This window comes from Yimella sp. cx-51 (genome assembly GCF_017654605.1).
In the GTDB taxonomy this organism is placed as follows: domain Bacteria; phylum Actinomycetota; class Actinomycetes; order Actinomycetales; family Dermatophilaceae; genus Yimella.
In genome coordinates, this window is record NZ_CP072113.1 from 2,133,986 (window position 1) to 2,158,276 (window position 24,291).

Consider the following 24,291-nt stretch of genomic DNA (forward strand, 5'->3'; position numbering starts at 1 on the left):
ACAAGCATTTCATCGCGCGTTGTCGCTGCGCTCGCCGGTCCACCAAGAATTGGCCAGCACCGCGGCCAGGACGCCCGCTGCGCACCACCAGGCAAGCGCGGCCCACTGCGCTGTGGTGACCGGAAGGTCGACATAGGTCACCCGGCGCAGTGCCGACATCGCAGCACCGGGCAGCGTGAGCGGACCGATCGACGCCCAGATCGGCCCGGCTCGACCGAAGCCGTCCGCGCCTGTGGCGATCGGGTTGGCAGCGACGACCAGGAGCGCGGCTGAAACAGCCAGGAGCGCGGCGCCACGCGCGCCGACGGAGGCGGCCCTGGCCAGGAGGGCGCTGGCCCACACCACGATCACGCCGAGCAGGAACATCGGCGCGGCGTCCTGCGTCCAGGAAGCGACGACCAGGCAGACGATTCCGACCGACATCGCAGAAAGCAGGGCTCCCAGTGCGCCCAGCAGGGCACACGCGAGCAGTTCGCGGGCCAAGCCGGGACGTCGGGCGCCGGTGGTGAGGGCACCGAGGACGAGTCCGCTGATGATCCATGCCAGGAGCAACTGATGCGCATGTCGGCCCCCTGGATCACCCACCGGAAACTCAGTGAGATCGGTGCTGGTCAGCTGTCGGCCCTCTGCTCGGACGGCCGAGCCGACGACCGCTGACACGGTGGCAGCAGCGTCCGTTCCCTGCACCGAGCTCACGGTGAGCTCATCCGCAGCCCGGCTCGGGTCGACAAGCAGCACACCCTGCGTCCGATCCGCCCGTAGGTCGTCCAGCGCCTCGCCGGTCGTGGTGCCGACGAAGGCTCGAACCGGGTGGCCCGGCGTCGTGTTGATGCGGTTGGCAACCAGGCCCGACCATTCTGTTCTGGTCGAGATGACCATAACTGACGGGCTCACCGGCGACGACTGGAGCAGCACGACGCTGAGCAGCAGCAGCGCCTGCACCGTCAGAGCCCAGGCAACGCCCTGCGCAACCCGCAGGCCGGACATGACGTCAGTCGCCCGCCACGACGTTGCGCAATGAACCCGTTGCCACGAAGTGCGGAATCTCCTTGCGCAGCAAGCGGATCAGGCGTGGGGTGAAAGCGGTCGTCGCGCCTCCGACGTGAGGTGTGATGAGCACGCCGCGTGTCGTCCACAGCGGGTGGTCAGCCGGGAGCGGTTCGGGATCGGTGACGTCCAGCGCGGCACGCACGCGTCCGGCCGCACAAGCACGCACGAGTGCATCGGTGTCGACCACTCCCCCTCGCGCGACATTGACGAGCAGCGCGTCGTCGGGCAGCGCGGCCAGGAACTCTTCGTCGACCAGGTGATGCGTGGCGTCGGTGAGCGGGAGGATGAGGAAGACGATCTCCGCCTCCTGCAGCAGACCGGGAAGTTCGTCGATACCGTGCACGGCATCGACCAGATCGTCGCCGGCACGGGCGGTCGAGGCCACCACGGTGCATTCGACTTCGAAGACCTGCAGGCGCGCCACGATCGCGCGACCGATGGACCCGTAGCCGATGACCAGAGCACGCCGGTCGGCCAGTGAGGGACGACCGGCCATCCGCAGCCAGTCGCCCTGCTCTTGAGCGCGGACCGCTTCGGGGAATCCGCGCTGTGACGCGATCGCCAGCCCGACCGCGAGCTCGGCCGTGGAGGTGTCGTGGATGCCGCGTCCGTTGGCGAGTGCCACTCCGGCGGGCAGATAGGGCAACGCGTGCTCGAACCCGGCGGTGGCCAGCTGCACGGCCTTCAGGTGCGGCAGGTCGGCCAATCGGGCCAAGCGGCTGGCGTTGCCCATGTAGGGCGGCACGAGCAGCTCGATGTCGTCGCGGGGCGGGGCGTCCTTCATGTCCCACACCACCACCTCGATGTCGTCAAGATCGGCGAGGGCATCGGCCCAGTCCTGCTGCGGGAGGCTCACGACAGTCACGGCCTCGACCTTAGTGAGGTGCTGCCGTGAACATCGCGGCTGGAGACCACAAACCGGACGCAAAACGTACGTTCACACGGCGTGTCGCGTACGTTTTGCGTCCGGTTTGTGAGGATTCCAGGCGCTCAGGTCAGTTTGGCGAGGATCAGCTCACGCGCCTTGGCGGCGTCGGCCTGACCCTTCATCTCCTTCATCACCTGACCGATGAGTGCTCCGGCGGCGTTGAGCTTGCCGTCGCGTACCTTCTGGGCGACGTCGTCATTGGCGGCGATCACTTTGTCGACGGCAGCCTCCAGAGCGCCGTCGTCCTGGACGAGTTCGAGGCCGCGCGCGTCGGCCACCTGCGTCGGTGTGCCTTCGCCGTCGATGACGCCGTCCATCACCTGGCGGGCCATGGCGTCGTTGAGCCTGCCGCCCCGCACCAGGCTGTCGAGCTCGGCGACATGTGCGGGCGTGACACCGAATTCGTCGACGCCCTTGCCCTCGACGTTGGCGCGGCGAGCCAGCTCACCGGTCCACCACTTGCGGGCCGCGGGCGGACTCGCACCCGCAGCAACCGTCTGCTCGATGAGCTCGGTGGCTCCCGCGTTGATGACATCGCGCATCTCCAGGTCGCTGTAGCCCCATTCGGACTGCAGCCGCTTGCGACGCTGCGCGGGCGGTTCGGGCAGGGTGCCGCGCAGTTCCTCGACCCGCTCGCGGGTCGGAGCAACCGGCACGAGGTCGGGCTCGGGGAAGTAGCGGTAGTCCTCGGCATCCGACTTGGGACGTCCGGCGGTCGTGACGCCGGTGTCCTCGTGCCAGTGACGGGTCTCCTGGATGATCGTGCCGCCGGAGTTCAGCACCGCGGCGTGGCGACTGATCTCGTAGCGCACCGCGCGCTCCACCGAACGCAACGAGTTGACGTTCTTGGTCTCGGTGCGGATGCCGAACTTCTGCGCGCCCTTGGGCATGAGCGAGACATTCGCGTCGCAGCGCATCGAACCCTGCTCCATGCGCACATCGCTCACGCCGAGCGCCTTGATGAGGTCGCGCAACGCCGAGACATAGGCCTTGGCGATCTCGGGAGCGCGCTCACCGGCGCCGGTCAGCGGCTTGGTGACGATCTCGATGAGCGGGATGCCGGCCCGGTTGTAGTCGATGAGTGAGTACTCCGCGCCGTGGATCCGACCGGTGGAGCCACCGACGTGCAGCGCTTTGCCGGTGTCTTCCTCCATGTGCGCCCGCTCGATCTCGACGCGGTAGGTGCTGCCGTCCTCGAGGTCGACGTCGAGGTAACCGTTGAACGCGATCGGCTCGTCGTACTGGCTCGTCTGGAAGTTCTTCGGCATATCCGGATAGAAGTAGTTCTTCCGGGCGAAGCGGCACCATTCCGCGATCTCGCAGTTGAGTGCCAGACCGATGCGGATCGCCGACTCGACGGCGGTGTGGCTGACCACCGGCAAGGCACCCGGCAGGCCAAGGCAGACCGGGCAGACCTGGGTGTTGGGCTCGGCACCGAACTCCGTGGCGCAGCCGCAGAACATCTTGGTGTTGGTGTTGAGCTCGACGTGCACCTCCAGACCCATCACCGGGTCGTAGGTGGCGATCGCCTCGTCGTAGCTGACGACGTCCTCGGTGTGAACGCTCATCGAGCGATCTCCTTCCCGGTGAGTTCCGGAGCGTTGGTGAGGATCGGAGATCCCCACTGCGACAACAGCATTCGTTCCAGCGCGGCACCCACTTCGTAGAGCCGCTCGTCCTTGGTTGCCGGCGCCAGGATCTGGAAACCGGAGGGCAGGCCGTCCTCGGCGAGGCCGTTGGGCAGCGACATGCCGGGGACGCCGGCGAGGTTGGCCGGGATGGTCGCGACATCGTTGAGGTACATCGACATCGGGTCGTCCAGCTTCTCCCCCAGCTTGAACGCCGTGGTCGGAGCGGTCGGGGTGACCAGTACGTCGGCCCTCTCGAAGGCGGCGGCGAAGTCGCGTGCGATGAGGGTGCGCACCTTCTGGGCTTGGCCGTAGTAGGCGTCGTAGTAGCCGGAGCTGAGGGCGTAGGTGCCGAGGATGATGCGGCGCTTGACCTCGTCCCCGAAGCCGGCGTCGCGGGTGGCGGCCATGACCTGCTCGGCCGACGGGCTCTGGATGCCCTCAGGCGCAACCCGCAGGCCGTAACGCATGGCGTCGAACTTCGCGAGGTTGGAGCTGGCCTCACTCGGCAGGATCAGGTAGTACGCCGCCAGGCCCTGCTCGAAGGAGGGGCAGGAGACCTCGACGATCTCCGCACCGGCGTCGCGCAGGAGGTCAAGCGATTCCTCGAAGCGCGACTTCACGCCCTCTTGGAAGCCTTCGCCGGAGATCTCCTTGATCACGCCGATGCGCATGCCCTTGACCTCGCCGCGGCGGGCGGCCTCGACGACCGGCGGCACCGGAGCGTCGATGGAGGTGGAGTCGAGCGGGTCGTGTCCGCCGATCACTTCGTGCAGCAGCGCGGCGTCAAGCACCGTGCGGGTGCACGGACCGGCCTGGTCGAGCGAGCTGGCCAACGCGATCAGGCCGTAGCGGGAGACACCGCCGTAGGTGGGCTTGGTGCCGACGGTGCCGGTGACCGAGGCTGGTTGCCGGATCGAGCCACCGGTGTCGGTGCCGATGGCCAGCGGCGCCTCGAACGCAGCGATCGCCGCGGCCGAGCCACCGCCCGAACCACCGGGAATGCGCTCGAGATCCCACGGGTTGCGCGACGGACCGTAGGCGGAGTGCTCGGTGGACGAACCCATCGCAAACTCGTCCATGTTGGTCTTACCCAGAATCGGCATTCCAGCCGCCTTCAAGCGGCTGACCAGTGTGGCGTCGTACGGCGGCACCCAGCCTTCGAGGATCTTGCTGCCCGCGGTGGTCGGCAGACCCTGGGTGGCCACGACGTCCTTCACCGCGATCGGCACGCCGGCCAAGGCGTGCAGTTGCTCGCCGGCAGCGCGGCGCTGGTCGACGTCCGCGGCTGCGGCGAGCGCGCCTTCGCTGTCGACGTGCAGGAAAGCGTGGACGTCGCCGTCGACGGTGGCGATGCGGTCGAGATGCGCCTGCGTGAGCTCGACGGCGCTGACGTCCTTGCGGGCGAGCGCGTCGGCCATGTCGGACGCGGTGGAACGGGTGATGTCAGTCAACTTCGAAACCTTCGGGTGGGCCGGGCGAGGGAAGTGTTGGTCAGTCTTCGTCGAGGATGCGCGGCACCTCGAAGCGACCGATGTCGCTGGCGGGAGCACCGGCGAGCGCCTGCTCCTGGGTGAGGCTGGGACGCACCTCGTCCGGCCGGGTGACATTGGTCAGCGGCAGCGGGTGGGACATCGGCGGCACGTCGGCGGCGGCGATGTCGTTGACCTGGGCCACGAAGCCGACGATCTGATCGAGCTGACCGGCGAGCTTGTCGAGTTCGTCATCGGACAACTGGATGCGGGCGAGCATGGCGACGTGCGCGACCTCGTCGCGGGACAGCGAAGACATGGCCGTCAGTCTACGGCTGCGGCAAACCTGCCGACGCCCGCCGGTCAGGACGCCGCGCTCGGCTCCTCCAAGGCTGCCCGGGCAGCATCGAACACGACCGGATCGGTGCACCCGCGAGCGAAGCCCCAATGCGTTTGCGGATCTCCCGGCCCAGCAACCACTGGCCGATCGGCTCGGCGATCGGGCGCAACCACTCCGGCCGGATGGCGTAGGTGTATCTCCAGGTGGCACGGGTGCCGTCACCGTTCGGCAGTGGGCAGCAGGGACCCACAGGAGCGCTACCAAGGGTGCGGCTTGAAGTCCTTCAGGAAGACTCCGTGCAGGTCGATGCCGCTCTCTCCCTGCACGATCGGGTCGTAGACGCGGGCCGCACCGTCGACCAGATCGAGGGGCGCGTGCCAGCCCTCCCCCGCGATCCGCAGCTTCTGGTCGTGCGGTCGTTCGTCGGTGATCCACCCGGTGTCGACCGCGGTCATCAGGATGCGGTCTGAGTCGAACATCTCCTGCGCGCTGGTGCGAGTGAGCATGTTGAGGGCCGCCTTGGCCATATTGGTGTGCGGATGGCCTGCGCCCTTGTACCGGCGTCCGAACTGCCCTTCCATCGCCGACACGTTGACCACGTAGGCGCGCCTCGCCCCCGCGTGCACTGCCGCGCGCATGGCCGGCCGGAGGCGGGAGACGAGGACGAAGGGCGCCACCGAGTTGCAGAGCTGCACCTCGAGCAGTTCGAGCGGATCAACCTGGTCGACGGTGTTGGTCCAGGAGTTGTCGGTGGCCAGATCAGGCAGCAGCCCGCCGGCGTCGACGGCGGTACCGGCGAGATAGGCCTCCAGGCTCGCACTGCCTGCTCGGAGCACGTGGGCCGACGCCTGCGCCGCGAGCGCCGCGGCCTCGTGGTGCTCGTCCCGGTCCTGATGGTGAGCGACCGCGTCGGCGCCGAGGGAGCCGACCAGCTGCGCCGGGTGGGCATCACTCATGCGATCGAAGGTGACCATGCGCGGCAGCGCGACCCCGGCGGGCCGAGGAGCGTCTTCGGCCCGCACCAGATGCGAGTAGGAACCGGCACTACGGCGGACGGTCTGCGCTGCATTGTTGATGAGGATGTCGAGTGCGCCCCCTGCGGCGACCTCGTCGGCGAGCGCTGCGACGTGGCTGGGGTCGCGCAGGTCGATTCCGACGACCGTCAGGCGCTCGATCCAGTCGTCCGCGTCCGGCATGGCGCGAAATCGGCGGACGGCATCGCGGGGAAAGCGGGTGGTGATCGTGAGCTCGGCGCCGTCGCGCAACAGCATGAGCGCGATGTACATCCCGATCTTGGCGCGGCCTCCGGTGAGCAGTGCCCGTTTGCCTCGTAGATCGACGTGCTGGTCACGCTTGCCGTGGCTGAACGCAGCGCACTCCGGGCAGAGCCAGTGGTAGAAAGCGTCAACCTGGCGGTACTTGGCATGGCAGACGTAGCAACCGCGATCGAAATGCAGGAGCCCAGCCGCCTCGCCCGGCGCCGATGCCTCCAGCAGGATGCCGCGGGTCTCGTCGTCGATCCGCATCGGCGAACCGGTGGCGGTGCGGGCCAGCACCTCCTCGTCCGCCTGACGCAAGGGCTGTTCGCGCTCCTGTCGCGCCGCCGCCCGGCGCGCCTTGCGCACCCGGTTGAACATGCGCTGCGAAGCCCGCTTGACCGTTTCGATGTCCGGGTGGGCGGCCGGCAGCTGCGGTAGCTGTTCCAGCACCCGCAAGGTGGCGGCGAGGTCGTCCGGGTCGAGGCCCGGGTCACCCTGATGATCGGTCACGGTGGGCAAGCCTACGATCAGCACAGGACTTCGGGTGACCGATGGAAACGGGGCGGCCCCGGCGGCCGCCGGCAGGTATTTGAGCTCACAACGCACGAGGATTGGATTCGGGAATGGGCTGGTTCGACAAGAAGCGCAATGACTCCTCGGCGCCCCTTCCCGACGCTCGGGATGCCATCGACGCCTATTGGGACGCGATCGGTACATCCGACGACGACGTGATCTCCTACATGATCAACCCGATGTTCCAGGGTGCGCCGGCGTGGCCGAACATCCGCCAGGCCTACAGCGTGGTGCGCCGAGCTGACACCGTCATCATCACCTCCGACGGCCTGGCCGATCCGTCGAGCGAAAACGACGCATTACCAATAGGATTCGGCTGCGAGGTCTACATCGAGTCACCAGAACTTGTGGGCGCGTCCTTCGAAGACCTGAAGTACAGCTGGTTGTTCGCGGCCGTCGAGCTCTTCGCACAGAACGTCGCCGGGATGCAGGGCATCAGCGATCACTTGCGGCAGTACGGCGTCGCCTCCATGGAGCTTCCGATGGACCCCGAATACACCCCGGCCGAGTTTATGACCGAACACGGCACGGTCGGAGCGCTCATCGGGCTGCCGGCAGCCGGTCGCGCATCGCAGGTCAACACCGCCGGCGGCGTCGTCGACATCGTGCCGCTGACCATCATCACCACCGCCGAACTGCAGACCGTGCTCGACAAGGGACAGGCCGGACGCGACGAAGTGGCCGCGCATCGTCAGCGCACCGGCACCGGCCACCTGACCGTTCGCTGATCTCGGCCTGACGCCGATTAGCTGGCGTCCGCTGGGCTGCCCCACATGGCGGTCAGGTGCCACAACTGCTTGACCGGTTGCACCGGGTAACGACCTGATGCAGCGGCCTCGCCGATCGCCCACGCGTCGATCTTGCCCTCCGACGCAATCTCCAGCCCGATGCACACCGGATCCGGACCGCGGTAGTGCTCGCGGCGCACCAGTTCCTCCGTGGTGAGGACGCGCCCTTCGTGCCATTCCAGTGGGACGCCCAGAGCTTCGGCTTGGGCCTGCACCCAAGTGCGCTGGAAACACGGATCGAGCACGAGTGCTTCGACGTCCTGGACGAGCACCACCTCGCCGTGCACCTGCGCCTCGACGTATCCGTCCAGCGGGTCTCGGCTCTCGTCGTCCGGGTCGAATTCGAGCGCACTGTCATGTTCGTCAGCCAGGCGCAGCAGGTCGAAGCTGCTCGCCGTCGCGAAGTGCTGCGGTGCCACCGCGGAGTCGGGGAAGCAGAAGGTGGCGCGGTCGAGCATGTGCTCCCGCAGCCTAAAGTGTGCAGACCCGAACCTCGGCGCTCCACCGAGAGAGCGGTGTCGATGGTTCAGCGCCCCGTACTTGGGACGCTCGGCGGGCGGCGCATCGTCGTACGCCCCGCCGAACATCGACTGCTCCCAGACCCACCGGTCTCCGCCGACGTGCGCCGTCAGACCGCCGTTACTGGTGCCGGTCTCGAACTGGGACCGGTAGACCCCGTCGCGCACCATGGCGTAGAGGATCGTGATAGCTCCGAGCGCGCGGTCGGGGTGGAAGTTGAGGGAGATTCGGTGATGCCGAGCCAGCGCCTGCCCGGTGCACCTGGATTCCACTGCGGTCAGCGCGTCCCGAACCCACCGATTTTCCACGGATCGAGGGTAACTGGACCGGCGGCCTGCGCGCAGATCAGACCTGACCACCAGGCTCATGCACGCGCAGCAGATCGGCGGTGAGATCGAGGTGCCCACGGTGCTGTGCGAGTTCTTCATACAGATGCATGAGCACCCCGCCCTGGGTCGCCACTGCAGCGCGTTCGGGAGCCGAGAAGCCGTCGCGCTCTTGCGCTCGAAGTGCCGGCGCGGCACCGTCGAAGGATGCGAGGTCGGCCGCCAGCCGGGCCCGCTGCGACCGCACCAGTTGAATCAGTTCGGCGACCGTGCCGGACGAACTGAATTCGGCGTCGCGGTCGCGATCAGTGGGGCGTCCGGCGAGTTCGGTCGCACCCCAGTGCTCCATCACCCCGCAGCAGTGTCGGACGATCACGAACGGCGAGTTGGCACCAGGCAGGTCGGGGCGCGCGTTGACGCGCTCATCGCCGAGAGCCTCGAGCGTGGCGCACATGCCGTCGAGTGCGAGATCGATGTGACGAAGCACGTCGTCCAGCTCGATCCTGTTGTCACTCATCGGATTGCGCCGTCGACGGACCGTTCTCGAGCAGCGACTTGAAACCGTCCTCGTCGAGGATCGGCACACCGAGCTCTTCGGCCTTGGCGGCCTTGGAACCGGCGTTGGCCCCGATGACCACATAGTCGGTCTTCTTGCTCACTGAGCCGGCGGCCTTGCCGCCACGGCTGATGATGGCTTCCTTGGCTCCATCACGGGAGAAGTCGTCGAGCGATCCGGTGACCACGACGGTGAGGCCCTCAAGGGTGCGCTCGATCGACTCATCTCGCTCGTCGGCCATCCGCACTCCGGCCGCCGCCCAACGCTCGACGATCTCGTGGTGCCACTCGCTGCCCTCACCGTCGAACCAGTCACGCACCGCCTCGGCGATCACCGGGCCGACACCTTCGGTGGCGGAGAGCGCCTCGACATCGGCCGCTTCGATCGCTGCCAGCGAGCCGAACTCGGTGGCCAGCGCGCGTGCAGCGGTGGGCCCGACGTGTCGGATCGACAGGGCTACCAACACCCGCCACAGCGGTTGCGACTTCGCCTTCTGCAGTTCGAAGAAGAGCTTGTCGGTGGTCGCCCGCGGCGCAGCCGGTTTGGCAGCCGTGCCCTTGGTGAAGAAGAACGGCTCCTTCGCTGCAGGCTGCTCGACGCCACCCTTCCTGCGACGCCGCCACACCATCACCTCGGCGAGGTCGTCAGCGGTGAGGTCGAACAGGCCTGCTTCCGACGACAGCACGGGAGCTTGGGGCTCGTCGTCGGCGTCGTCCGGGCGACCGTACTCGGGGTCGGTGAGGGCGATGGCCGCCTCCCAGCCCATCGCCTCGATGTCGAAGGCTCCGCGGGATCCGAGGGAGAACATCCGCTCGCGCAGCTGCGCAGGACACGTGCGGGCGTTGGGACACCGGATGTCCTTGTCGCCCTCCTTCTCGTACGCCAATTCCGTTCCGCAGGAAGGGCATTCGGTTGGCATCACGAACTCCCGCTCGGTGCCGTCCCTCAGTTCGGCCACCGGCCCGACGATCTCCGGGATGACGTCGCCGGCCTTGCGCAACACGATGGTGTCGCCGATGAGCACACCCTTGCGTTTGACGTCGAAGGCGTTGTGCAGCGTGGCCATCTCGACCGTGGAACCGGCAACCTTCACCGGTTCCATGACGCCGTAGGGCGTAACGCGACCGGTGCGGCCGACGTTGACCCGGATGTCGAGCAGCTTGGTGTTGACCTCCTCCGGCGGGTACTTGAAGGCGATCGCCCAGCGCGGCGCACGCGAGGTGGTGCCCAACGCACGCTGGGCCGGCACCTCGTCGACCTTCACCACGATGCCGTCGAGTTCGTGCTCGACGGAGTGGCGATGTTTGCCGTAGTGCTCGACGAAGGCGACCACCTCATCGGCGGTCGAGACCACCTTCGCCCGGTCGGTGACCGGCAGACCCCACGCGCGCAGCAAGTCATATGCCTGACTCTGCTTCTCGATGGTGAAGCCCTGGCGATCACCAATGCCGTGCACCAGCATCTGCAGCGGGCGCGAAGCAGTCACCCTGGGGTCTTTCTGGCGTAGCGAACCGGCGGCGGTGTTGCGCGGATTGGCATACGGCGGCTTGCCGGCGGCCACCATCTGCTCATTGAGCGCCTCGAAGGCTTCGACCGATAGGAAGACCTCGCCCCGGATCTCCACGGCCGTGGGCACCGGTACGTCATCGGCGGCTTTCAGCCGGTGCGGGATTCCTTCGATCGTGCGCGCGTTGAGCGTGACGTCCTCACCCGTCACGCCGTCGCCGCGGGTGGCGGCCCGCACCAGCGCGCCGTCCTCGTAGAGCAGGTTGATGGCGAGACCGTCGATCTTCAATTCGCACAGGAAGTGGATCTCTCCCCCGGCGTCACGCTGCGCCCGCACCAACCACTCACGCAGTTCGTCCTCGGAGAAGACGTTGTCGAGACTGAGCATGCGTTCGCGGTGCTGCACGGCGGCGAACTCCGTACTGAAGGTGCCGCCCACCCGCTGGGTGGGGCTGTCGGGTGAACGCAAGGTCGGGTGTTCGTCCTCAAGGGCCTGCAGCCTGCGCAGCAGCGTGTCGTACTCAGCGTCGCTGACCGTCGGAGCGTCCTTGACGTAATAGGCGAACTGGTGGTCGTTGAGCTCCTCCACCAGCGCGGTCCACTCATGACGAGCGCTCTGGGGGACGTCAGGGTTCTCGAGATCAGGCACGTCTCCAATCCTGCCGCAGAGCACCGACACCGGACGATCAGGTCGGGTGACTTTCGCGGCACCGGCGACGGTCAGGCGGTTCGCGCCGCCAGCAGCGCCGCCGCCTCCTGCAAGAGCCGGAAGGTGCGCGGCACCTCACGCGGTGCGGTCGATGCCAGCCCGCACGCCGGTGTGAGCACGACCTGCTCGAGCGCGGCGCTCTCCAGACCGACTTGCTCCCACGCACGCAGCAGTGGGTCGGCCACCTGTTCCGGACGAGTCACCGTGCCGTCCGTGGGCAGTACCCCGGTCCACAGGCTTCGTCCTGACTCCACGAGTTCGGCCACTCCGTCCCATTGACGGGTGTGGATCAACGAGGTGTCGATAGCCAGCGCCAGGTCATCGACACGTCGTACGAGCGGCACCGGCACCCCGGGCGCACAGCAGTGCAAGATCTGGTGAGGTACGACCGCCCGCAGCGCACTCGCGACGGCTTCCAAGCCTTCGACGACACGTGCTTGGTCGACTGCGCGCACCCGGCCGTAACCCGATGCGGTGGGCAGCCGGCCGCCCAGCACTGCCGGGAGGCCCGGCTCGTCCCATTGCATGATCAGTTCGGCGCCCGGCACCAGACGCTGGACGGCGGACGCGTGCTTCAACGCGCTCTCGGCAACCGACTGCACGAGGTCACGCGTTGCACCGTCGTCGGTCAGCGCCCGCTCGCCCCGAGGAAGCTCGACCGACGCCGCCAGCGTCCACGGCCCGCACCACTGCAGTTTGAGCGGACCGACGTAACCGTCGAAGGCCTCGGCCAACCCGTCGAGGTCGTTGCGAAGGTACGAGCGCGCCCGTCGGGCGTCGACCCCTGCCGCATCCGTCAAACGCCAGCCGGACGGTTGCAGGTCGACGCTGAGTCCGACCAGCGCGGTAGCGGCGCGGCCGACGAGATCAGCTCCCGGCCCCCGCGCAGGCAGCTCGGGAAGGAAGGGAATGTCGTTTTCCCCCAACAGATCCCGCACCATTCGACCTGCTTCGCGCACGTCGGTGCCGGGCATGCTGCCGATGCCGCTCACCCTCGGTCGATCGCTCACCCCACGGACCTTAACGGCTGCGGCGGGCCGACGATCGCGACGGTGCGCGATCGGGCGGTGATCACTTCACCGACGACAGAGGCTTGTTGCCCAGACCCTTCATCGACTTGGTGACCTTGGAGCCGTCGGCCGTCTCCACGAAGCAACCGATGACCGGGATGCCCCTCTTGAAGCCAGACTCCGGGGCGCTGTTCTGCACTGGGCGGACGTCCGCACGCTTGGCACCGAGGTAGCGATCGCCGAACGGCTGGCAACGCTTGTGCGCGGCGAGGTTCTGCGCCTTCGCCCCCGGGTAGGGGTCGCCGAACTTACCGTCGAGGAAGCCCCAGGTCGACTCCGCGACGTGCGGGCCGTCGCAGGGAGCGATCTTCACGCCGTCCTTGCTCGGCGGCGTGCTGGTGCACAGCTGGTACTTGTGGAAACCGTTCTTCTTGATCGCGTCCTTGGCGCTGTAGTTGATCTGCTCGATTCCGCTGTCGTCGGCCTTCTGCAGTTGGACGGTGCACACAATGCGCTCGTTCGACTTGGGATCGTTGGCGACCGGCAGAGGTCCGCCGAGGAACAGCGAGCCGTAGTCCGGGCCGCCGACATACTTACCGGCTTCCGCCAGGCAGGTGTAGTTGCGCAGAGCCGAGCGCTTGATCAGATCGGTGGAGTACTCGCTGTTCGAGACGATCGCCGTGATCTCCCGATCGTGCGGCTCGGTGCAGCCGACCTTCTCCCACGACTTGCCCTTGAAGCAGTCACCCACGGCGTACTCGACCGGGGTCGAACTGCTCGACGACGTGGTCGAGGAGGTCGTGGAGGAACTGGAGGTCGTCGACTCCGACGAGCTTGAGGAGGTCGGTGAGGAGGTCGTGGAGGTGGATGCCGGCGCCGACTGCACCTTCGGAGCTCCCCCGTCGTCACCACAGGCAGCAAGCACCATTGTCGTACTGAGCGCGGCTGCGCCGAGCAGAATCTTCCTCATCACATTTCCCCCTTCAGGAGCACCAAATCAAACGCGAGGCAAGGATATCGACGCACCGACGGGCGTTTGGGCTCCCGAGTGGGTCTGGTTACTTTCGTGATGTTCGCGTGATGGTGGCCGAGCCGACCACCCTCGTGCCCTCGTACAGCACCACCGACTGCCCCGGCGCAACGCCTCGGGTGCGTTCGTCGAGACGCACGACGACGTCGTCGCCCTCGGCGCGCACTGTGGCCGGGAACTCCTCGCCGTGTGCCCGCAGCTGCGCACCGAGGCGCACCTCGCCCACAGGCGGCGGGCCTGGCCAGCGAGCGTGCTCGGCGTGGATGACATCAACCCCGAGCAGGTCGTCGGTGCCCACCACCACGGTGTTGGTCGCCGGCTGCACGTCGATGACATAGCGCTTCGCGCCGTCCGGACGAGGGTTTTGCAGGCGCAGCCCGCGGCGCTGACCCACGGTGTAGGCGTACGCACCTTCGTGCTCGCCGACCACGGTCCCGCTCTCGTCGACGATCTCGCCGGACTGTGCGCCAAGGCGCTTGGTCAGCCAGCCGCGGGTGTCGCCGTCGGCGATGAAGCAGATGTCGTGGCTGTCGGGCTTCTTGGCGACCGAGAAGCCACGCTCGGCGGCTTCCTTGCGGATGTCGGGCTTGGTGGTGTCACCCAAGGGGAAGAAGGAATGCGCCAACTGTTCGGCATCGAGCACGCCCAGCACGTAGGACTGGTCCTTGGCCATGTCGACCGCGCGATGCAACTCCCGGCCGTTCGTGCCCTCGACGATCTGGGCGTAGTGGCCGGTGGCCACTGCATCGAACCCCAGCGCGAGCGCCTTGTCGAGCAACGCGGCGAACTTGATGCGCTCGTTGCACCGCAGGCAGGGGTTGGGGGTGCGGCCGGCTTCGTACTCGGAGATGAAGTCGTCGACGACGTCCTGCTTGAAGCGCTCGGCCATGTCCCAGACATAGAACGGGATGCCGAGCCGGTCGGCCACCCGTCGGGCATCTCCGGCGTCCTCGATCGTGCAACAGCCGCGAGCTGATTCCCGCAGCGTCGCTGCCGATTGGGACAACGCCAAGTGCACCCCGACGACCTCGTGACCCGCATCGACCATGCGCGCTGCGCACACGGCGGAGTCGACGCCACCGCTCATCGCTGCGACCACTCTCATGCGCTGTTCCTTCCTGCGTGATGAGCCCGGCGGGCACGTTCGACGGCAGCAGGCAGCGCGGCGACAGCAGCGTCGACATCTTCCTCGGTGGTGGTGCGTCCGAGGGTCATACGCAACGCCCCGCGTGCTTCGTGCTGGGTGTAACCCATGGCGAGCAGCACATGACTCGGCTGCGGCACACCGGCTTGGCAGGCAGACCCGGTGGAGCATTCGATGCCGGCGGCGTCGAGGAGATAGAGCAATGAGTCACCGTCGCAGTCGGGCACTCTCAGGTGCACATTTCCGGCGAGCCGACTCTCGGAGTCGCCCGGCGTGTACGGGCCGGAGACCGAGATTCCGAGATCGAGGCCAAGTGCACGCTCGACGAGGCGATCGCGCAGCCTCACGAGGCGATCGTTCTCCGCGGCAAGCTCTTCCACTGCCGCGCTGACCGCGGCTGCCAGGCCCCGGATGCCGGCGACGTCGAGGGTGCCCGAACGGATCTGTCGTTCCTGCCCGCCGCCATGGGTGAGCGGCACGAGCTTCACATCGCGCCTGGCCAGCAAGGCACCGACGCCCTGCGGCCCACCGAACTTGTGACCGGAGAGGCTGAGCAGATCGGCGCCGCTACCGGCGAAGTCGACCGGCACATGACCGACCGCCTGCACCGCGTCCGTGTGGAACGGCACGCCGAATTCCCTTGCCACGCTGGACAGTTCGGCGACCGGAGCGATCGCACCCACCTCGTTGTTGGCCCACATCGCGGTCACCAGCGCGACGGATTCGCCTGCCTGCTCGAGGGTGGAGCGCAGCGACTGTGCGCTGGGCACACCGTCGTGGTCGACCTCGAGCCAGTGCACCCGTGCGTCATGCCGCTCCACCAGGAACTCCACCGGGTCGAGGGACGCGTGGTGCTCGGTCGTGCCGACCACCAGACCTCGCCGACCGGCATCTTCTGCAACGGATCGTCCGAAGGCACCCTTGATCGCGATGTTGTTGCTCTCGGTGCCGCCGGAGGTGAAGATCACCTCCGACGGCGAGGCGCCGAGCGCTTCGGCGATCTGCTCGCGGGATTCCTCGACCACCCGTCGGGCGGCCCGACCAGCGGAGTGCAACGACGAGGCGTTACCCACCACGGCCATCTGCTCGGCCATGGCAGCAATGACTTCCGGGCGCACCTGGGTGGTGGCCGCGTGGTCGAGGTAGACATTGGTCGTCACCCGCACGAGTTTACGTCCGTCTCGGCGACGGTCCGACCGCACGGCAGGACCCGGCGTTTGCCAGACTGGACGGTGCCTGCCTCACCGGATTCGCCTCAAGGACACTTGCGTACATGACCTTCGCCCGCACGCGCCTGCTCACCATCACCACCGGTCTGGCGCTCACCATCGCCGGCTGCACCTCCTCCTCCCCCTCGGAGGGCGGCGCCACCTCCGATCCTCCCGCGCGGACCTCCGAGGCCACGTGCAACGCAGGAGCCGCACCAAAATTCGGTGCGAAGCCGTCGGCATTCGATGCGCCGGTCGACATCGACCCCACCGGGGCCCTGGTCGCTCAGGTCTCCGAACCCGCGCTGGATTCGGCGACACCGCCCTCGCCTGGTTACAAGGTGGCTGCGCTCAAGGTGCAGGCGCGTGTGGCGACCAACGGGGTTTTCGCGGTGCACCCGGAGTCGTTCGTCCTCGCCGATCGCGCAGGCAACCGCTGCGCGCAACCCGCCACCAACTCACTGTCGAATCCGCTGGCGGCCACGCAGGTGGACGAGTCCAAGGCCGCCACGGGCTCGGTCGCGTTCATCGTGCCCGCCGAAGCCAATCTGTCCGACTACACCGTCTACTACCTGCAGGGCAGGGGGTCGAACACCGCCGTGGCGGCGTGGTCGGGCAGCGGCACTGCCCCCAGCGCCCAGGCGATGACGACCTGCTCGTCCAACAAGTCAGGCATCAGCCTCACCGGCGCCAAGGACCAGGACTTCGGCAAGCCCTTCACCGCCGGCGACAGCGACATCTCCCTCACCATCACTCCTCAGCAGCCGACCACCCGTGACCTCGCGCCCGGCCAGGCCCAGCCCAACGATGTTTCAGGGGTGCAGGTGCAGGTCAAGGTGTCGGCCAAGGGCTCGGCCGGTTTCATCGAGCGGAACCAGCTGCAACTGCTGGACGACAAGGGCAACCTCTGCCGTTACAACGAACTCGGCAGCGACGGCGAGAACCTCAGCAGTGACCTGGTCGAACCCGACAAGGAGAAGACCTACAGCGTCGTCTTCTGGACCCCGAAGGGCTCGACGGTCGCCGGATGGAAGCTGCTCTACGTCCCAGAGCCCACGGCCAAGAAGGCCACGGCGAGCTGGACGCTCAAGCCGGCGACACCGAGCAGTTCGCCGTCCTCTTCATCGACGTCTTCTTCGTCGACCGGTTCGGCGCCCGCTTCTTCGGCTCCGGCATCCTCAGGAACCAGCTCGACGTCTCGCTGAGCGCTGACCGATCAGAGCGACGAAGAGCCCCGCCCGAAGGATTCGGGCGGGGCTCTTCGTCACTGCTCGAGTGCCCTCGTCAGTTCTTGGCCTTCTTCACGGCCTCGGTGGCCTGGGGCAGCACTGCGAAGAGGTCGCCGACGACACCGAAGTCGACCAGTTCGAAGATCGGAGCCTCTTCGTCCTTGTTGATCGCGACGATCGTCTTCGACGTCTGCATGCCGGCACGGTGCTGGATGGCACCGGAGATACCCGCCGCCACGTAGAGCTGCGGGCTGACCTGCTTACCGGTCTGGCCCACCTGGTTGGAGTGCGGATACCAACCGGCGTCCACTGCGGCGCGCGAGGCACCGACGGCGGCACCGAGGGTGTCGGCGAACTCCTCCACCGGCGAGAAGTCGCCGTTCGTACCGCGACCACCGGAGACCACGATCGCGGCCTCGGTGAGCTCGGGACGACCCGACTTCTGCTTCGGCTGGCGGTCGGTGACCTTCGCGCCCTTGGCGGCGTCCGACACCGCGACGTCGACGTTGACCACTGCTGCACCGGCCTGGGAGGCCTTGGGCGGCAGGACGTTCGGCTTGACGGTGATGATCGGGAAGCCCTTGGTCACCTTGCACGTGGTGGTGTACGAACCGGCGAACACTGTCTGCGAGGCCGACACCTGGTCGCCCTCGACCTGCACGGCCGTGGCATCGGTGATCAGGCCGGAACCGGTCTTGATCGCCAGGCGAGCGGCGGCCTCCTTGGTGGTGCCGTTGGACGGCAGCAACACCGCAGCGGGCGATGCCTGCTCGACCACGGCGGCCAGTGCCTCGGCCAGCGGAGCGACGAGGTAGCCGTCGATGTCGGCGTTGTCGATGACGTAGACCTTCTCGGCACCGAACTGCGCAAGGCGCGGACGCGCGGCATCGACATTCGAACCGACGAACACCGCAGCGGGCGTGCCGATCTGACGGGCGATCGTCAGCAACTCGGCGGTGGTCTTCTTGACCGTGCCGTCGGTGTGGTCAACCAGAACGAGAACTTCAGCCATGATGAATCTCCTTGTCTCGTGACTGGATCAGACGAACTTCTGGGCGGACAGGAACTCAGCCAGCTTGGCGCCGCCGTCACCCTCGTCGGTGACGACCGTGCCCTGCTCGCGCGGGGGACGTTTGGTGACGTTCTCCACCGTGGTCCACGCGTTGGCCAGGCCCACCTGACCGGCGTCGACGCCGAGGTCGGCCAGCGACCACGTCTCGACCGGCTTCTTCTTGGCGGCCATGATGCCCTTGAACGAGGGGTAGCGCGCTTCGTCGGTCTGGTCGGTGACTCCGACGACAGCAGGCAGCGAAGCCTCGACGGTCTCCGATGCGACATCACCGTCACGGCGTCCGGTGACCTTGCCGTCGGCGAAGGACAACTGCGAGAGCTGGGTGACCTGCGGGAGGCCGAGACGCTCGGCCAGCATCGCCGGCACCACGCCCATGACGCCGTCGGTCGAGGCAACACCGGTCATGACGACGTCGACGGCGCCGATCTTCTTGATCGCTTCGGCCAGGACGAGGGAGGTGGCGGGCGCGTCCGAACCGGCAATGGCCTCGTCGACGACGTGCACGGCCTTGTCGGCACCCATCTGCAGCGCCTTCTTCAACGCGTCTGCTGCGGCGTCGGGCCCGATGGTCAGGACGGTGATCTCACCCTCGCCACCCTCGTTGGCCCGCAGTGCCTGCTCGACCGCGTACTCGTCCAGCTCCGAGAGCAGGCCGTCGACGCCTTCGCGGTCGGTGGTGTTGTCGTCCTCGAACGACCGGTCGCCCTGAGCGTCCGGCACGTACTTGACGCATACGACGATGTTCATGCGCGTCCTTCTGTCGTGATGGGAGGCGCCCACCGGCTGCGGGCGCCATCAATGGGACTGGTCAAGACTAACCCGGAGTTACCCGTGGGTAACCCGCGGGGTTGAGCCTGTTTAGCTCACTGGTTACGCAGGTGGATGATCAGCATTCCGATGAGCGTGAGCAGCACGATGATCCACGGACCGAGCTTGTTGAGCAGCAACGCCATTCCGCTCGGCTTCTGCCCCGGGGCGCCGGTGATGACGTCGGCCTTCGCGCCCAGCACGGCGTCGGCGATCGCAGCACCGAGACACAGCAGTGCACCGACGATGAAGATGAGCGTGGGCGACAGGCCGACCAGCTTGTCGGTGTCCTGCACCATGCCGGTCCAGCCCCACAGCGTCAGGAACATTCCCAGCAGGCCGACGAGGGCCAGCACGATCGCGCGCACTCGCGACTGCGCAGCCGCCTTGGTGTCGGGAAGGATCACGTTGTCGGCGTACTTGGTGGGGTCGCCGAAGAGCGTCTGGGGGTCGTCACCGGTCTCGGTGCAACGGTCGTCGATCGCCGAGAGAGCTGCGTTGACGATGTGCCCGCTCGCTCCCCGCTCGGTCAGTTTGGCGACGAACGGCTCCTGCCACTCCTGCGGGATGTTCCAAGCCTTGATGGTCACGGCGGTCCTTTCTCGGTGCGGTCGCTGACGACCACGTCAACCCGGGAGAAACAGTACTGCCGCGGGGCGCCCGATGGCGTCCCGCGGCAGCACCTGTGCTCGTTACGGAGGGCGAACGGATCTACTCCCCGCTGAACTGCGCCTTGCCCGGCCCCTGCTCCACGAAGGAGTCCATGCCGATCTGGCGGTCCTTGGTGGCGAACAACCCGGCGAACTGGGTGCTCTCGATCCGCAACGCGGTGCCGAGATCGACCTCGATGCCCTGGTCGATGGACGCCTTCGCGGCACGCAGCGCCAGGCGGGGCCCCTTGACGAACGGGGCGACCTTGGCCCTGGCGGCTTCGAGCACCGCACCCGGCTCGCACAACTCGTCGACCAGACCGATGGCGAGCGCCTCCTGGGCGTCGATCATGCGCCCGGTGAAGACGATGTCCTTGGCCTTCGCCGGACCGACCAGGCGGGTCAACCGCTGGGTGCCACCGGCGCCCGGGATCAACCCGAGCAGGATCTCGGGCTGGCCGAGCTTGGCGTCGCCCGCAGCGATCCGGAAATCGCACGCCATCGACAGCTCGCATCCGCCACCGAGGGCATAGCCGGCGATCGCAGCCACGGTCGGCACCGGAATCTGCGAAACCGCGGTGAAGCAGTCCTGCAGCCGTCCCGCGCGGCCGACCATGTCGGCGTAGCTCGCGGTGCGCATCTCCTTGATGTCGGCGCCCGCAGCGAACACCCGCTCGCCGCCGTACACGATCACCGCACGCACCGCGTCGTCGCGGCTGAGGTCGAGTGATGCCGCGGCCAACCCCTCCTGGATCGCTTCGTTGAGCGCGTTCATCTTGGGGCGGTCGATGCGAAGGACGGCCACGCCGTCGTCGATCTGGGTGGAGACGAATTCTCCGTACTGCTGGGTCATCAGTTCTGGCCGTTCAGGCCGCCCTCCTGGGCGCCGTCCTCGACGATTCCGGTGGCCGCGTGCGGGCCCTGGCCGGTGGCGGCCTGGTGCCAGAGCTGCACGGCGTGCACGACCATCTGGGTGGTCGACTGCAGCAGCATCGACAGGTCGGAGCCGGGGCCGATGAGGTGCTCACCGGTGACGACCAGGTTGCCGTTGGCGATACCGGCCTTGATGATGTTGAGGCTCAGCGTGACGTCGTTGGCAGCCTGCAGGCGGGCGAGCAGGTCGTTCGGCACGTCGTCGCCGATCTGCCACTGACCGAAGATGCGGATCATGGCCGGTTCACCGTCAATGGCGCGGACGAAGATCTGCTGGCCCTCGACCTTGAAGGTGACGTCGCCGTCCTCGTCGACCTCCGGGCGGAAGCCGTCGTTCTGCAGAGCCGCGACGACCTGGTCACGCGCCGGCGACGGGTCGTTCGGGCCCGCGAACATCGGCTGGCCCTGCGGCTGGTCGCCGCCCTGGCCGGACGGCTGCAGGTCGGGCGTCGGGAAGTTCGGCAGTGCTGTGGGATCAGTCATGGTGACAACGGTAGTCGACCGTAGGCTGGCCCACATGCTCACCCGACCGGCCGCTTCGATGACCGCTGCCGCCCCCCGCTCCCTCGATGCACCTCCCGCACCCGGCGTTCTGCTGCGCGCCGACGGAGCCGAGTTCACGATCGTCGCCGACCGGGCCGACCGCGTACGGCTGTGCCTGTTCGACGCATCGGGCAGCGAGCGCCAGATCGATCTCGTGCGCCACCGGGGCGGCACGTGGAGCGGGTTTGTCGACGGGGTAGGCCCCGGGCAGCGATACGGCTATCGCGTCGACGGCCCGTGGGCTCCGAAGCTCGGCCATCGGTACAACCCCAACAAGTTGATCCTCGATCCGTACGGGTACGCCATCGACGGCGAGGTGCACTGGAATCCGACGATCTTCGGGCACACGGTCGACGCCGGGTTCAGCGGCGACGGCAGCACGATGGACGAGCGCGACAGCGCGCCGGACATGCCGCGAAATGTCGTCATCGGCACCGATTTCGACTGGGCCGGCGATGAACACCCACACACCCCGTGGGATCGCACCCTCATCTACGAGGCGCACGTGCGTGGGATGACGATGAGCAACCCGGAGCTTCCGGAGCACCTACGCGGCACCTACGCGGGCATGGCCCACCCGGCGACCATCGCGCACTTGCAGACGCTGGGTGTCACAGCTGTCGAACTGCTGCCGGTGCACGCGTTCACCAGCGAACCCCACCTGGTCAAGCTCGACCTGTCGAACTACTGGGGTTACAACACCCTCGGCTTCTTCGCACCGCATGCCGCCTACGCCGCGGCGAGCGATCCCCAGGGCGTCATCGACGAGTTCAAGGGCATGGTCAAGCTGTTGCACCGCGCGGGCATCGAGGTGATCCTCGACGTCGTCTACAACCACACCAGTGAGCAGGGCGCCGAGACGGGCGCCACTCTCTCCTGGCGGGGTGCGGAAGCCTGCGACTACTACCGTCTCGGGGCCGACGGACGAGACTTCGACGTGACCGGATGCGGCAACACGATCGACACCACGCACCCGACTTCGCTTCGGATGGTGCTCGACTCGCTGCGTTACTGGGTGAGCGAGATGCATGTCGACGGGTTCAGGTTCGACCTCGCGGTCGCCCTCGGGCGCGATCAGGAGCACGCATTCCGCGCCGACCACCCGCTGCTGCTGGCGATGCGCACCGATCCGGTGCTCAGCCGCACCAAGCTAATCAGCGAACCGTGGGACGTCGGTCCGCACGGTTGGCGCACGGGGCAGTTCCCTGCCCCGATGGCCGACTGGAACGACAAGTTCCGCGATGCCGTCCGCACCTTCTGGCTACGTGATCTGGCCGCCGACACCGTCGGGCAGACCGGACACGGCGTAGCCGAGCTCGCGACCCGAATCGCCGGATCACCCGACGTCTTCGGTGACCGCTCGCCCATGGCATCGATCAACTACGTCACGGCGCACGACGGCTTCCCCCTGGCCGATCTCACGACCTACAACGTCAAGCACAACGAGGCCAACGGCGAACACAACCGGGACGGCTCCGAGCACAATCTGTCGTGGAACTTCGGCGTCGAAGGCCGGGAGGACGCCAGCCCGGAACTGCTCGACCTGCGCCGGCGGGTGGTGCGCAACATGCTCGCGACGCTCCTGTTGAGTTCGGGTGTGCCGATGCTGCTCGGTGGCGACGAGTTCGGCCGCACCCAGGGCGGCAACAACAACGCCTACTGCCAGGACAACGAGATCAGTTGGTTCGACTGGAGTTTCGAGCCTTGGCAGCGCGATCTCATGGCGACCACGCAGTTCCTCAGCGCACTACGTGCGGCTCACCCGGTGCTCCGCCAACGCTCCTTCTTCCCCGGCAGCCCGGTGGACGGCGACGAACTCGCCGCCCTGCACTGGCATGGCATCGACGGCGCGCTCCTCACTGCCGACCAGTGGTCGAGCGGTTCGACCCGCACGGTGCAGGCGGTGTTCGACGGTGCGGACGTCGGCGACGACCAGGTGCTGATCGTGCTGCACGGCTCAGACACCGCCCAGCCGGTGACACTGCCCTCGTCGGGGCCGGCCGAAGCCTGGAACCTGGTGTGGGACAGCGCGGTCGACGACCCGGCTGAGCTGCCTTCGACCGTGGTCGCGGGTGGTGACACCTATCCGATGCGGGCGGCGTCCATGGCGGTCTTCACCGCGCCATCGCACTGAGCACTCCCGACTGTGTTGCGCTCAGCGGACGGCCTGACCTGTGCGCCGTAGCCACCAGAGTCCGATGAGGGGAAGCAGCAACGGCACGAACCCGTAGCCCTGGCCGAAATGCGACCACACGGTCTTGTCGTGGAATCGGGCGCTGTCGAGCAGGCTCCACGTGCCGACGCCCAGTACACCGAGCAGTTCGAACAGGATCGCTCTGAGCGCGACGCGCGCCGATGAGCGGTCGCCGCGCGCGAGCGCGATCGTCGCCACCACATAGACAACGGCAGCCAGCGCCGAGAGCAGGTAAGGCACCGGCGGACTCGGCCAGGTCTGAGCGATCTGCATGATCGACCGGCCCGTTGCCGCGAGTGCGAACACGCCGTAGACGGCGACGAGGATTCTGCCCGGCCCGGCGTTCGTGCGTCCGGCTGTCGCGTCAGGCATGGCCACCCCACAACTGCACCAGTCGTACCGTCATCACCAACAGACCCAATGCTGAGACGACCAGCACGCCTGTGCCCCAGCGGGTTTCACGATCGGCAAAGGCCCATCCGGCCGCGATGGGCGTCGCCACCACCATGCCGATGAGATAGGCGGCGAAGACGCCCTTGCTCATGTGCGCATCGGCGGCCGACCAGGTGACGATCCCGATCACCAGGGCAGCGATCATCACCAGCTCGGTGGCACAGAGCAGGTAGAAGAGCGGGTTGTCGATGGCGCGGTTGCGGGCGGTCAGCAGCCCCGCGTACGCCGCGAGCACCACCAGAAGCACGCCGAGCACGATGGCGAGGGGCAGGAACACCCCCACATGCTACGCAGGCAGCCGCTCGCAGACTTCAGCCCTCGTTGCCCCCGAGCAGCGTCCACTTCTGCAGGCTCGACCTCATCG

23 protein-coding genes are annotated in these 24,291 nt (G+C 67.5%); 3 read left to right on the plus strand and 20 right to left on the minus strand.

Annotated elements, in window-relative coordinates; translation table 11 throughout:
• Nucleotides 1–9 precede the first annotated feature (9 nt).
• The 6 genes from J5M86_RS10190 to J5M86_RS10215 all read right to left on the minus strand — a co-directional run bounded on the left by J5M86_RS10190 (nt 10) and on the right by J5M86_RS10215 (nt 7,187).
• Nucleotides 10–987 carry a hypothetical protein gene (locus tag J5M86_RS10190; protein ID WP_188060455.1) on the minus strand — a complete coding sequence of 326 codons (978 nt, stop codon included), beginning with the start codon at nt 985–987 and terminating at the stop codon, nt 10–12.
• Between the two features lie 4 nt (nt 988–991).
• On the minus strand, nt 992–1,915 hold the full coding sequence (locus J5M86_RS10195) for a 2-hydroxyacid dehydrogenase (protein ID WP_244328312.1): 924 nt from the start codon (nt 1,913–1,915) through the stop codon (nt 992–994).
• Between the two features lie 125 nt (nt 1,916–2,040).
• A complete protein-coding gene (gene gatB, locus J5M86_RS10200; RefSeq protein ID WP_188060454.1) occupies nt 2,041–3,546 on the minus strand; it encodes an Asp-tRNA(Asn)/Glu-tRNA(Gln) amidotransferase subunit GatB in 1,506 nt (501 codons plus the stop codon).
• Nucleotides 3,543–5,027, minus strand: coding sequence for an Asp-tRNA(Asn)/Glu-tRNA(Gln) amidotransferase subunit GatA (gene gatA, locus J5M86_RS10205; RefSeq protein ID WP_208965155.1), 1,485 nt, complete (start codon nt 5,025–5,027; stop codon nt 3,543–3,545). The genes gatB and gatA overlap by 4 nt, the downstream gene beginning before the upstream one ends.
• Nucleotides 5,028–5,100: 73 nt before the next feature.
• On the minus strand, nt 5,101–5,397 hold the full coding sequence (gene gatC, locus J5M86_RS10210; RefSeq protein WP_188060452.1) for an Asp-tRNA(Asn)/Glu-tRNA(Gln) amidotransferase subunit GatC: 297 nt from the start codon (nt 5,395–5,397) through the stop codon (nt 5,101–5,103).
• Nucleotides 5,398–5,675: 278 nt separating this feature from the next.
• On the minus strand, nt 5,676–7,187 hold the full coding sequence (locus J5M86_RS10215; protein ID WP_244328313.1) for an SDR family NAD(P)-dependent oxidoreductase: 1,512 nt from the start codon (nt 7,185–7,187) through the stop codon (nt 5,676–5,678).
• Nucleotides 7,188–7,300: 113 nt separating this feature from the next.
• Between J5M86_RS10215 and J5M86_RS10220 the strand changes: the two genes are divergently transcribed.
• Nucleotides 7,301–7,978, plus strand: a complete 678-nt coding sequence (locus J5M86_RS10220) for a hypothetical protein (protein WP_188060668.1) — start codon at nt 7,301–7,303, stop codon at nt 7,976–7,978.
• A gap of 17 nt (nt 7,979–7,995) precedes the next feature.
• On the opposite strand, the gene J5M86_RS10225 is transcribed toward J5M86_RS10220, so the two are convergent.
• The 7 genes from J5M86_RS10225 to J5M86_RS10255 form a co-directional block, all read right to left on the minus strand.
• Nucleotides 7,996–8,865 carry a DUF3626 domain-containing protein gene (locus tag J5M86_RS10225; RefSeq protein WP_244328314.1) on the minus strand — a complete coding sequence of 290 codons (870 nt, stop codon included), beginning with the start codon at nt 8,863–8,865 and terminating at the stop codon, nt 7,996–7,998.
• A 37-nt stretch (nt 8,866–8,902) separates the two neighbouring features.
• Nucleotides 8,903–9,400, minus strand: a complete 498-nt coding sequence (locus J5M86_RS10230) for a DUF664 domain-containing protein (RefSeq protein ID WP_188060449.1) — start codon at nt 9,398–9,400, stop codon at nt 8,903–8,905.
• On the minus strand, nt 9,393–11,603 hold the full coding sequence (ligA, locus tag J5M86_RS10235; RefSeq protein ID WP_188060641.1) for an NAD-dependent DNA ligase LigA: 2,211 nt from the start codon (nt 11,601–11,603) through the stop codon (nt 9,393–9,395). The genes J5M86_RS10230 and ligA overlap by 8 nt, the downstream gene beginning before the upstream one ends.
• A gap of 62 nt (nt 11,604–11,665) precedes the next feature.
• A complete protein-coding gene (locus J5M86_RS10240; protein ID WP_244328316.1) occupies nt 11,666–12,664 on the minus strand; it encodes a methionine synthase in 999 nt (332 codons plus the stop codon).
• Nucleotides 12,665–12,725: 61 nt separating this feature from the next.
• The gene (locus J5M86_RS10245; RefSeq protein ID WP_188060448.1) at nt 12,726–13,634 is read right to left on the minus strand and encodes a septum formation family protein; all 909 of its coding nucleotides are present in this window, start codon (nt 13,632–13,634) and stop codon (nt 12,726–12,728) included.
• A gap of 88 nt (nt 13,635–13,722) precedes the next feature.
• Complete coding sequence (gene mnmA / locus J5M86_RS10250; RefSeq protein ID WP_188060447.1) at nt 13,723–14,799, minus strand: tRNA 2-thiouridine(34) synthase MnmA; 1,077 nt, start codon at nt 14,797–14,799, stop codon at nt 13,723–13,725.
• Nucleotides 14,796–15,998, minus strand: a complete 1,203-nt coding sequence (locus tag J5M86_RS10255; protein WP_188060446.1) for a cysteine desulfurase family protein — start codon at nt 15,996–15,998, stop codon at nt 14,796–14,798. Before J5M86_RS10255 ends, mnmA begins: the two co-directional genes overlap by 4 nt.
• 113 nt (nt 15,999–16,111) lie before the next feature.
• On the opposite strand from J5M86_RS10255, the gene J5M86_RS10260 reads away from it, so the two are divergent.
• Nucleotides 16,112–17,251, plus strand: a complete 1,140-nt coding sequence (locus tag J5M86_RS10260; protein ID WP_188060445.1) for a hypothetical protein — start codon at nt 16,112–16,114, stop codon at nt 17,249–17,251.
• A gap of 79 nt (nt 17,252–17,330) precedes the next feature.
• Here the strand turns inward: J5M86_RS10260 and J5M86_RS10265 are convergent, their stop codons facing one another.
• From J5M86_RS10265 to J5M86_RS10285, 5 genes are all read right to left on the minus strand, one after another.
• Nucleotides 17,331–18,287, minus strand: coding sequence for an electron transfer flavoprotein subunit alpha/FixB family protein (locus J5M86_RS10265; RefSeq protein WP_188060444.1), 957 nt, complete (start codon nt 18,285–18,287; stop codon nt 17,331–17,333).
• 27 nt (nt 18,288–18,314) lie between these two features.
• Nucleotides 18,315–19,094: an electron transfer flavoprotein subunit beta/FixA family protein gene (locus J5M86_RS10270; RefSeq protein WP_188060443.1), complete on the minus strand. Its 780-nt coding sequence runs from the start codon at nt 19,092–19,094 to the stop codon at nt 18,315–18,317.
• Nucleotides 19,095–19,210: 116 nt separating this feature from the next.
• Nucleotides 19,211–19,744: a hypothetical protein gene (locus J5M86_RS10275; RefSeq protein ID WP_188060442.1), complete on the minus strand. Its 534-nt coding sequence runs from the start codon at nt 19,742–19,744 to the stop codon at nt 19,211–19,213.
• Nucleotides 19,745–19,865: 121 nt separating this feature from the next.
• Nucleotides 19,866–20,657, minus strand: a complete 792-nt coding sequence (locus tag J5M86_RS10280; RefSeq protein ID WP_188060441.1) for an enoyl-CoA hydratase/isomerase family protein — start codon at nt 20,655–20,657, stop codon at nt 19,866–19,868.
• Nucleotides 20,657–21,220 carry a hypothetical protein gene (locus J5M86_RS10285; protein ID WP_188060440.1) on the minus strand — a complete coding sequence of 188 codons (564 nt, stop codon included), beginning with the start codon at nt 21,218–21,220 and terminating at the stop codon, nt 20,657–20,659. The genes J5M86_RS10280 and J5M86_RS10285 overlap by 1 nt, the downstream gene beginning before the upstream one ends.
• A gap of 34 nt (nt 21,221–21,254) precedes the next feature.
• Here J5M86_RS10285 and glgX point away from each other — a divergent pair, with 34 nt between their 5' ends.
• Entirely contained in the window at nt 21,255–23,414 is a 2,160-nt protein-coding gene (gene glgX, locus J5M86_RS10290; protein ID WP_244328317.1) for a glycogen debranching protein GlgX, read from the plus strand.
• A gap of 21 nt (nt 23,415–23,435) precedes the next feature.
• Here glgX and J5M86_RS10295 read toward each other — a convergent pair whose 3' ends face one another.
• Both J5M86_RS10295 and J5M86_RS10300 read right to left on the minus strand, forming a co-directional pair.
• On the minus strand, nt 23,436–23,846 hold the full coding sequence (locus tag J5M86_RS10295; protein WP_188060439.1) for a hypothetical protein: 411 nt from the start codon (nt 23,844–23,846) through the stop codon (nt 23,436–23,438).
• Nucleotides 23,839–24,204, minus strand: coding sequence for a hypothetical protein (locus J5M86_RS10300; RefSeq protein ID WP_188060438.1), 366 nt, complete (start codon nt 24,202–24,204; stop codon nt 23,839–23,841). Before J5M86_RS10300 ends, J5M86_RS10295 begins: the two co-directional genes overlap by 8 nt.
• Between the last annotated feature and the right edge of the window lie 87 nt (nt 24,205–24,291).

Excerpts from the sequence above, each read along its gene's own strand:
- J5M86_RS10295 (WP_188060439.1), bottom strand. The coding sequence starts at position 23,846 with ATGCCTGACGCGACAGCCGGACGCACGAACGCCGGGCCGGGCAGAATC.
- J5M86_RS10260 (WP_188060445.1), top strand. The coding sequence starts at position 16,112 with ATGACCTTCGCCCGCACGCGCCTGCTCACCATCACCACCGGTCTGGCG.
- J5M86_RS10230 (WP_188060449.1), bottom strand. The coding sequence starts at position 9,400 with ATGAGTGACAACAGGATCGAGCTGGACGACGTGCTTCGTCACATCGAT.
- J5M86_RS10245 (WP_188060448.1), bottom strand. The coding sequence starts at position 13,634 with ATGAGGAAGATTCTGCTCGGCGCAGCCGCGCTCAGTACGACAATGGTG.
- J5M86_RS10265 (WP_188060444.1), bottom strand. The coding sequence starts at position 18,287 with ATGGCTGAAGTTCTCGTTCTGGTTGACCACACCGACGGCACGGTCAAG.
- J5M86_RS10220 (WP_188060668.1), top strand. The coding sequence starts at position 7,301 with ATGGGCTGGTTCGACAAGAAGCGCAATGACTCCTCGGCGCCCCTTCCC.
- J5M86_RS10280 (WP_188060441.1), bottom strand. The coding sequence starts at position 20,657 with ATGACCCAGCAGTACGGAGAATTCGTCTCCACCCAGATCGACGACGGC.
- gatA (WP_208965155.1), bottom strand. The coding sequence starts at position 5,027 with ATGGCCGACGCGCTCGCCCGCAAGGACGTCAGCGCCGTCGAGCTCACG.
- J5M86_RS10190 (WP_188060455.1), bottom strand. The coding sequence starts at position 987 with ATGTCCGGCCTGCGGGTTGCGCAGGGCGTTGCCTGGGCTCTGACGGTG.
- J5M86_RS10285 (WP_188060440.1), bottom strand. The coding sequence starts at position 21,220 with ATGACTGATCCCACAGCACTGCCGAACTTCCCGACGCCCGACCTGCAG.
- mnmA (WP_188060447.1), bottom strand. The coding sequence starts at position 14,799 with ATGAGAGTGGTCGCAGCGATGAGCGGTGGCGTCGACTCCGCCGTGTGC.
- J5M86_RS10270 (WP_188060443.1), bottom strand. The coding sequence starts at position 19,094 with ATGAACATCGTCGTATGCGTCAAGTACGTGCCGGACGCTCAGGGCGAC.
- gatB (WP_188060454.1), bottom strand. The coding sequence starts at position 3,546 with ATGAGCGTTCACACCGAGGACGTCGTCAGCTACGACGAGGCGATCGCC.
- gatC (WP_188060452.1), bottom strand. The coding sequence starts at position 5,397 with ATGTCTTCGCTGTCCCGCGACGAGGTCGCGCACGTCGCCATGCTCGCC.
- glgX (WP_244328317.1), top strand. The coding sequence starts at position 21,255 with ATGCTCACCCGACCGGCCGCTTCGATGACCGCTGCCGCCCCCCGCTCC.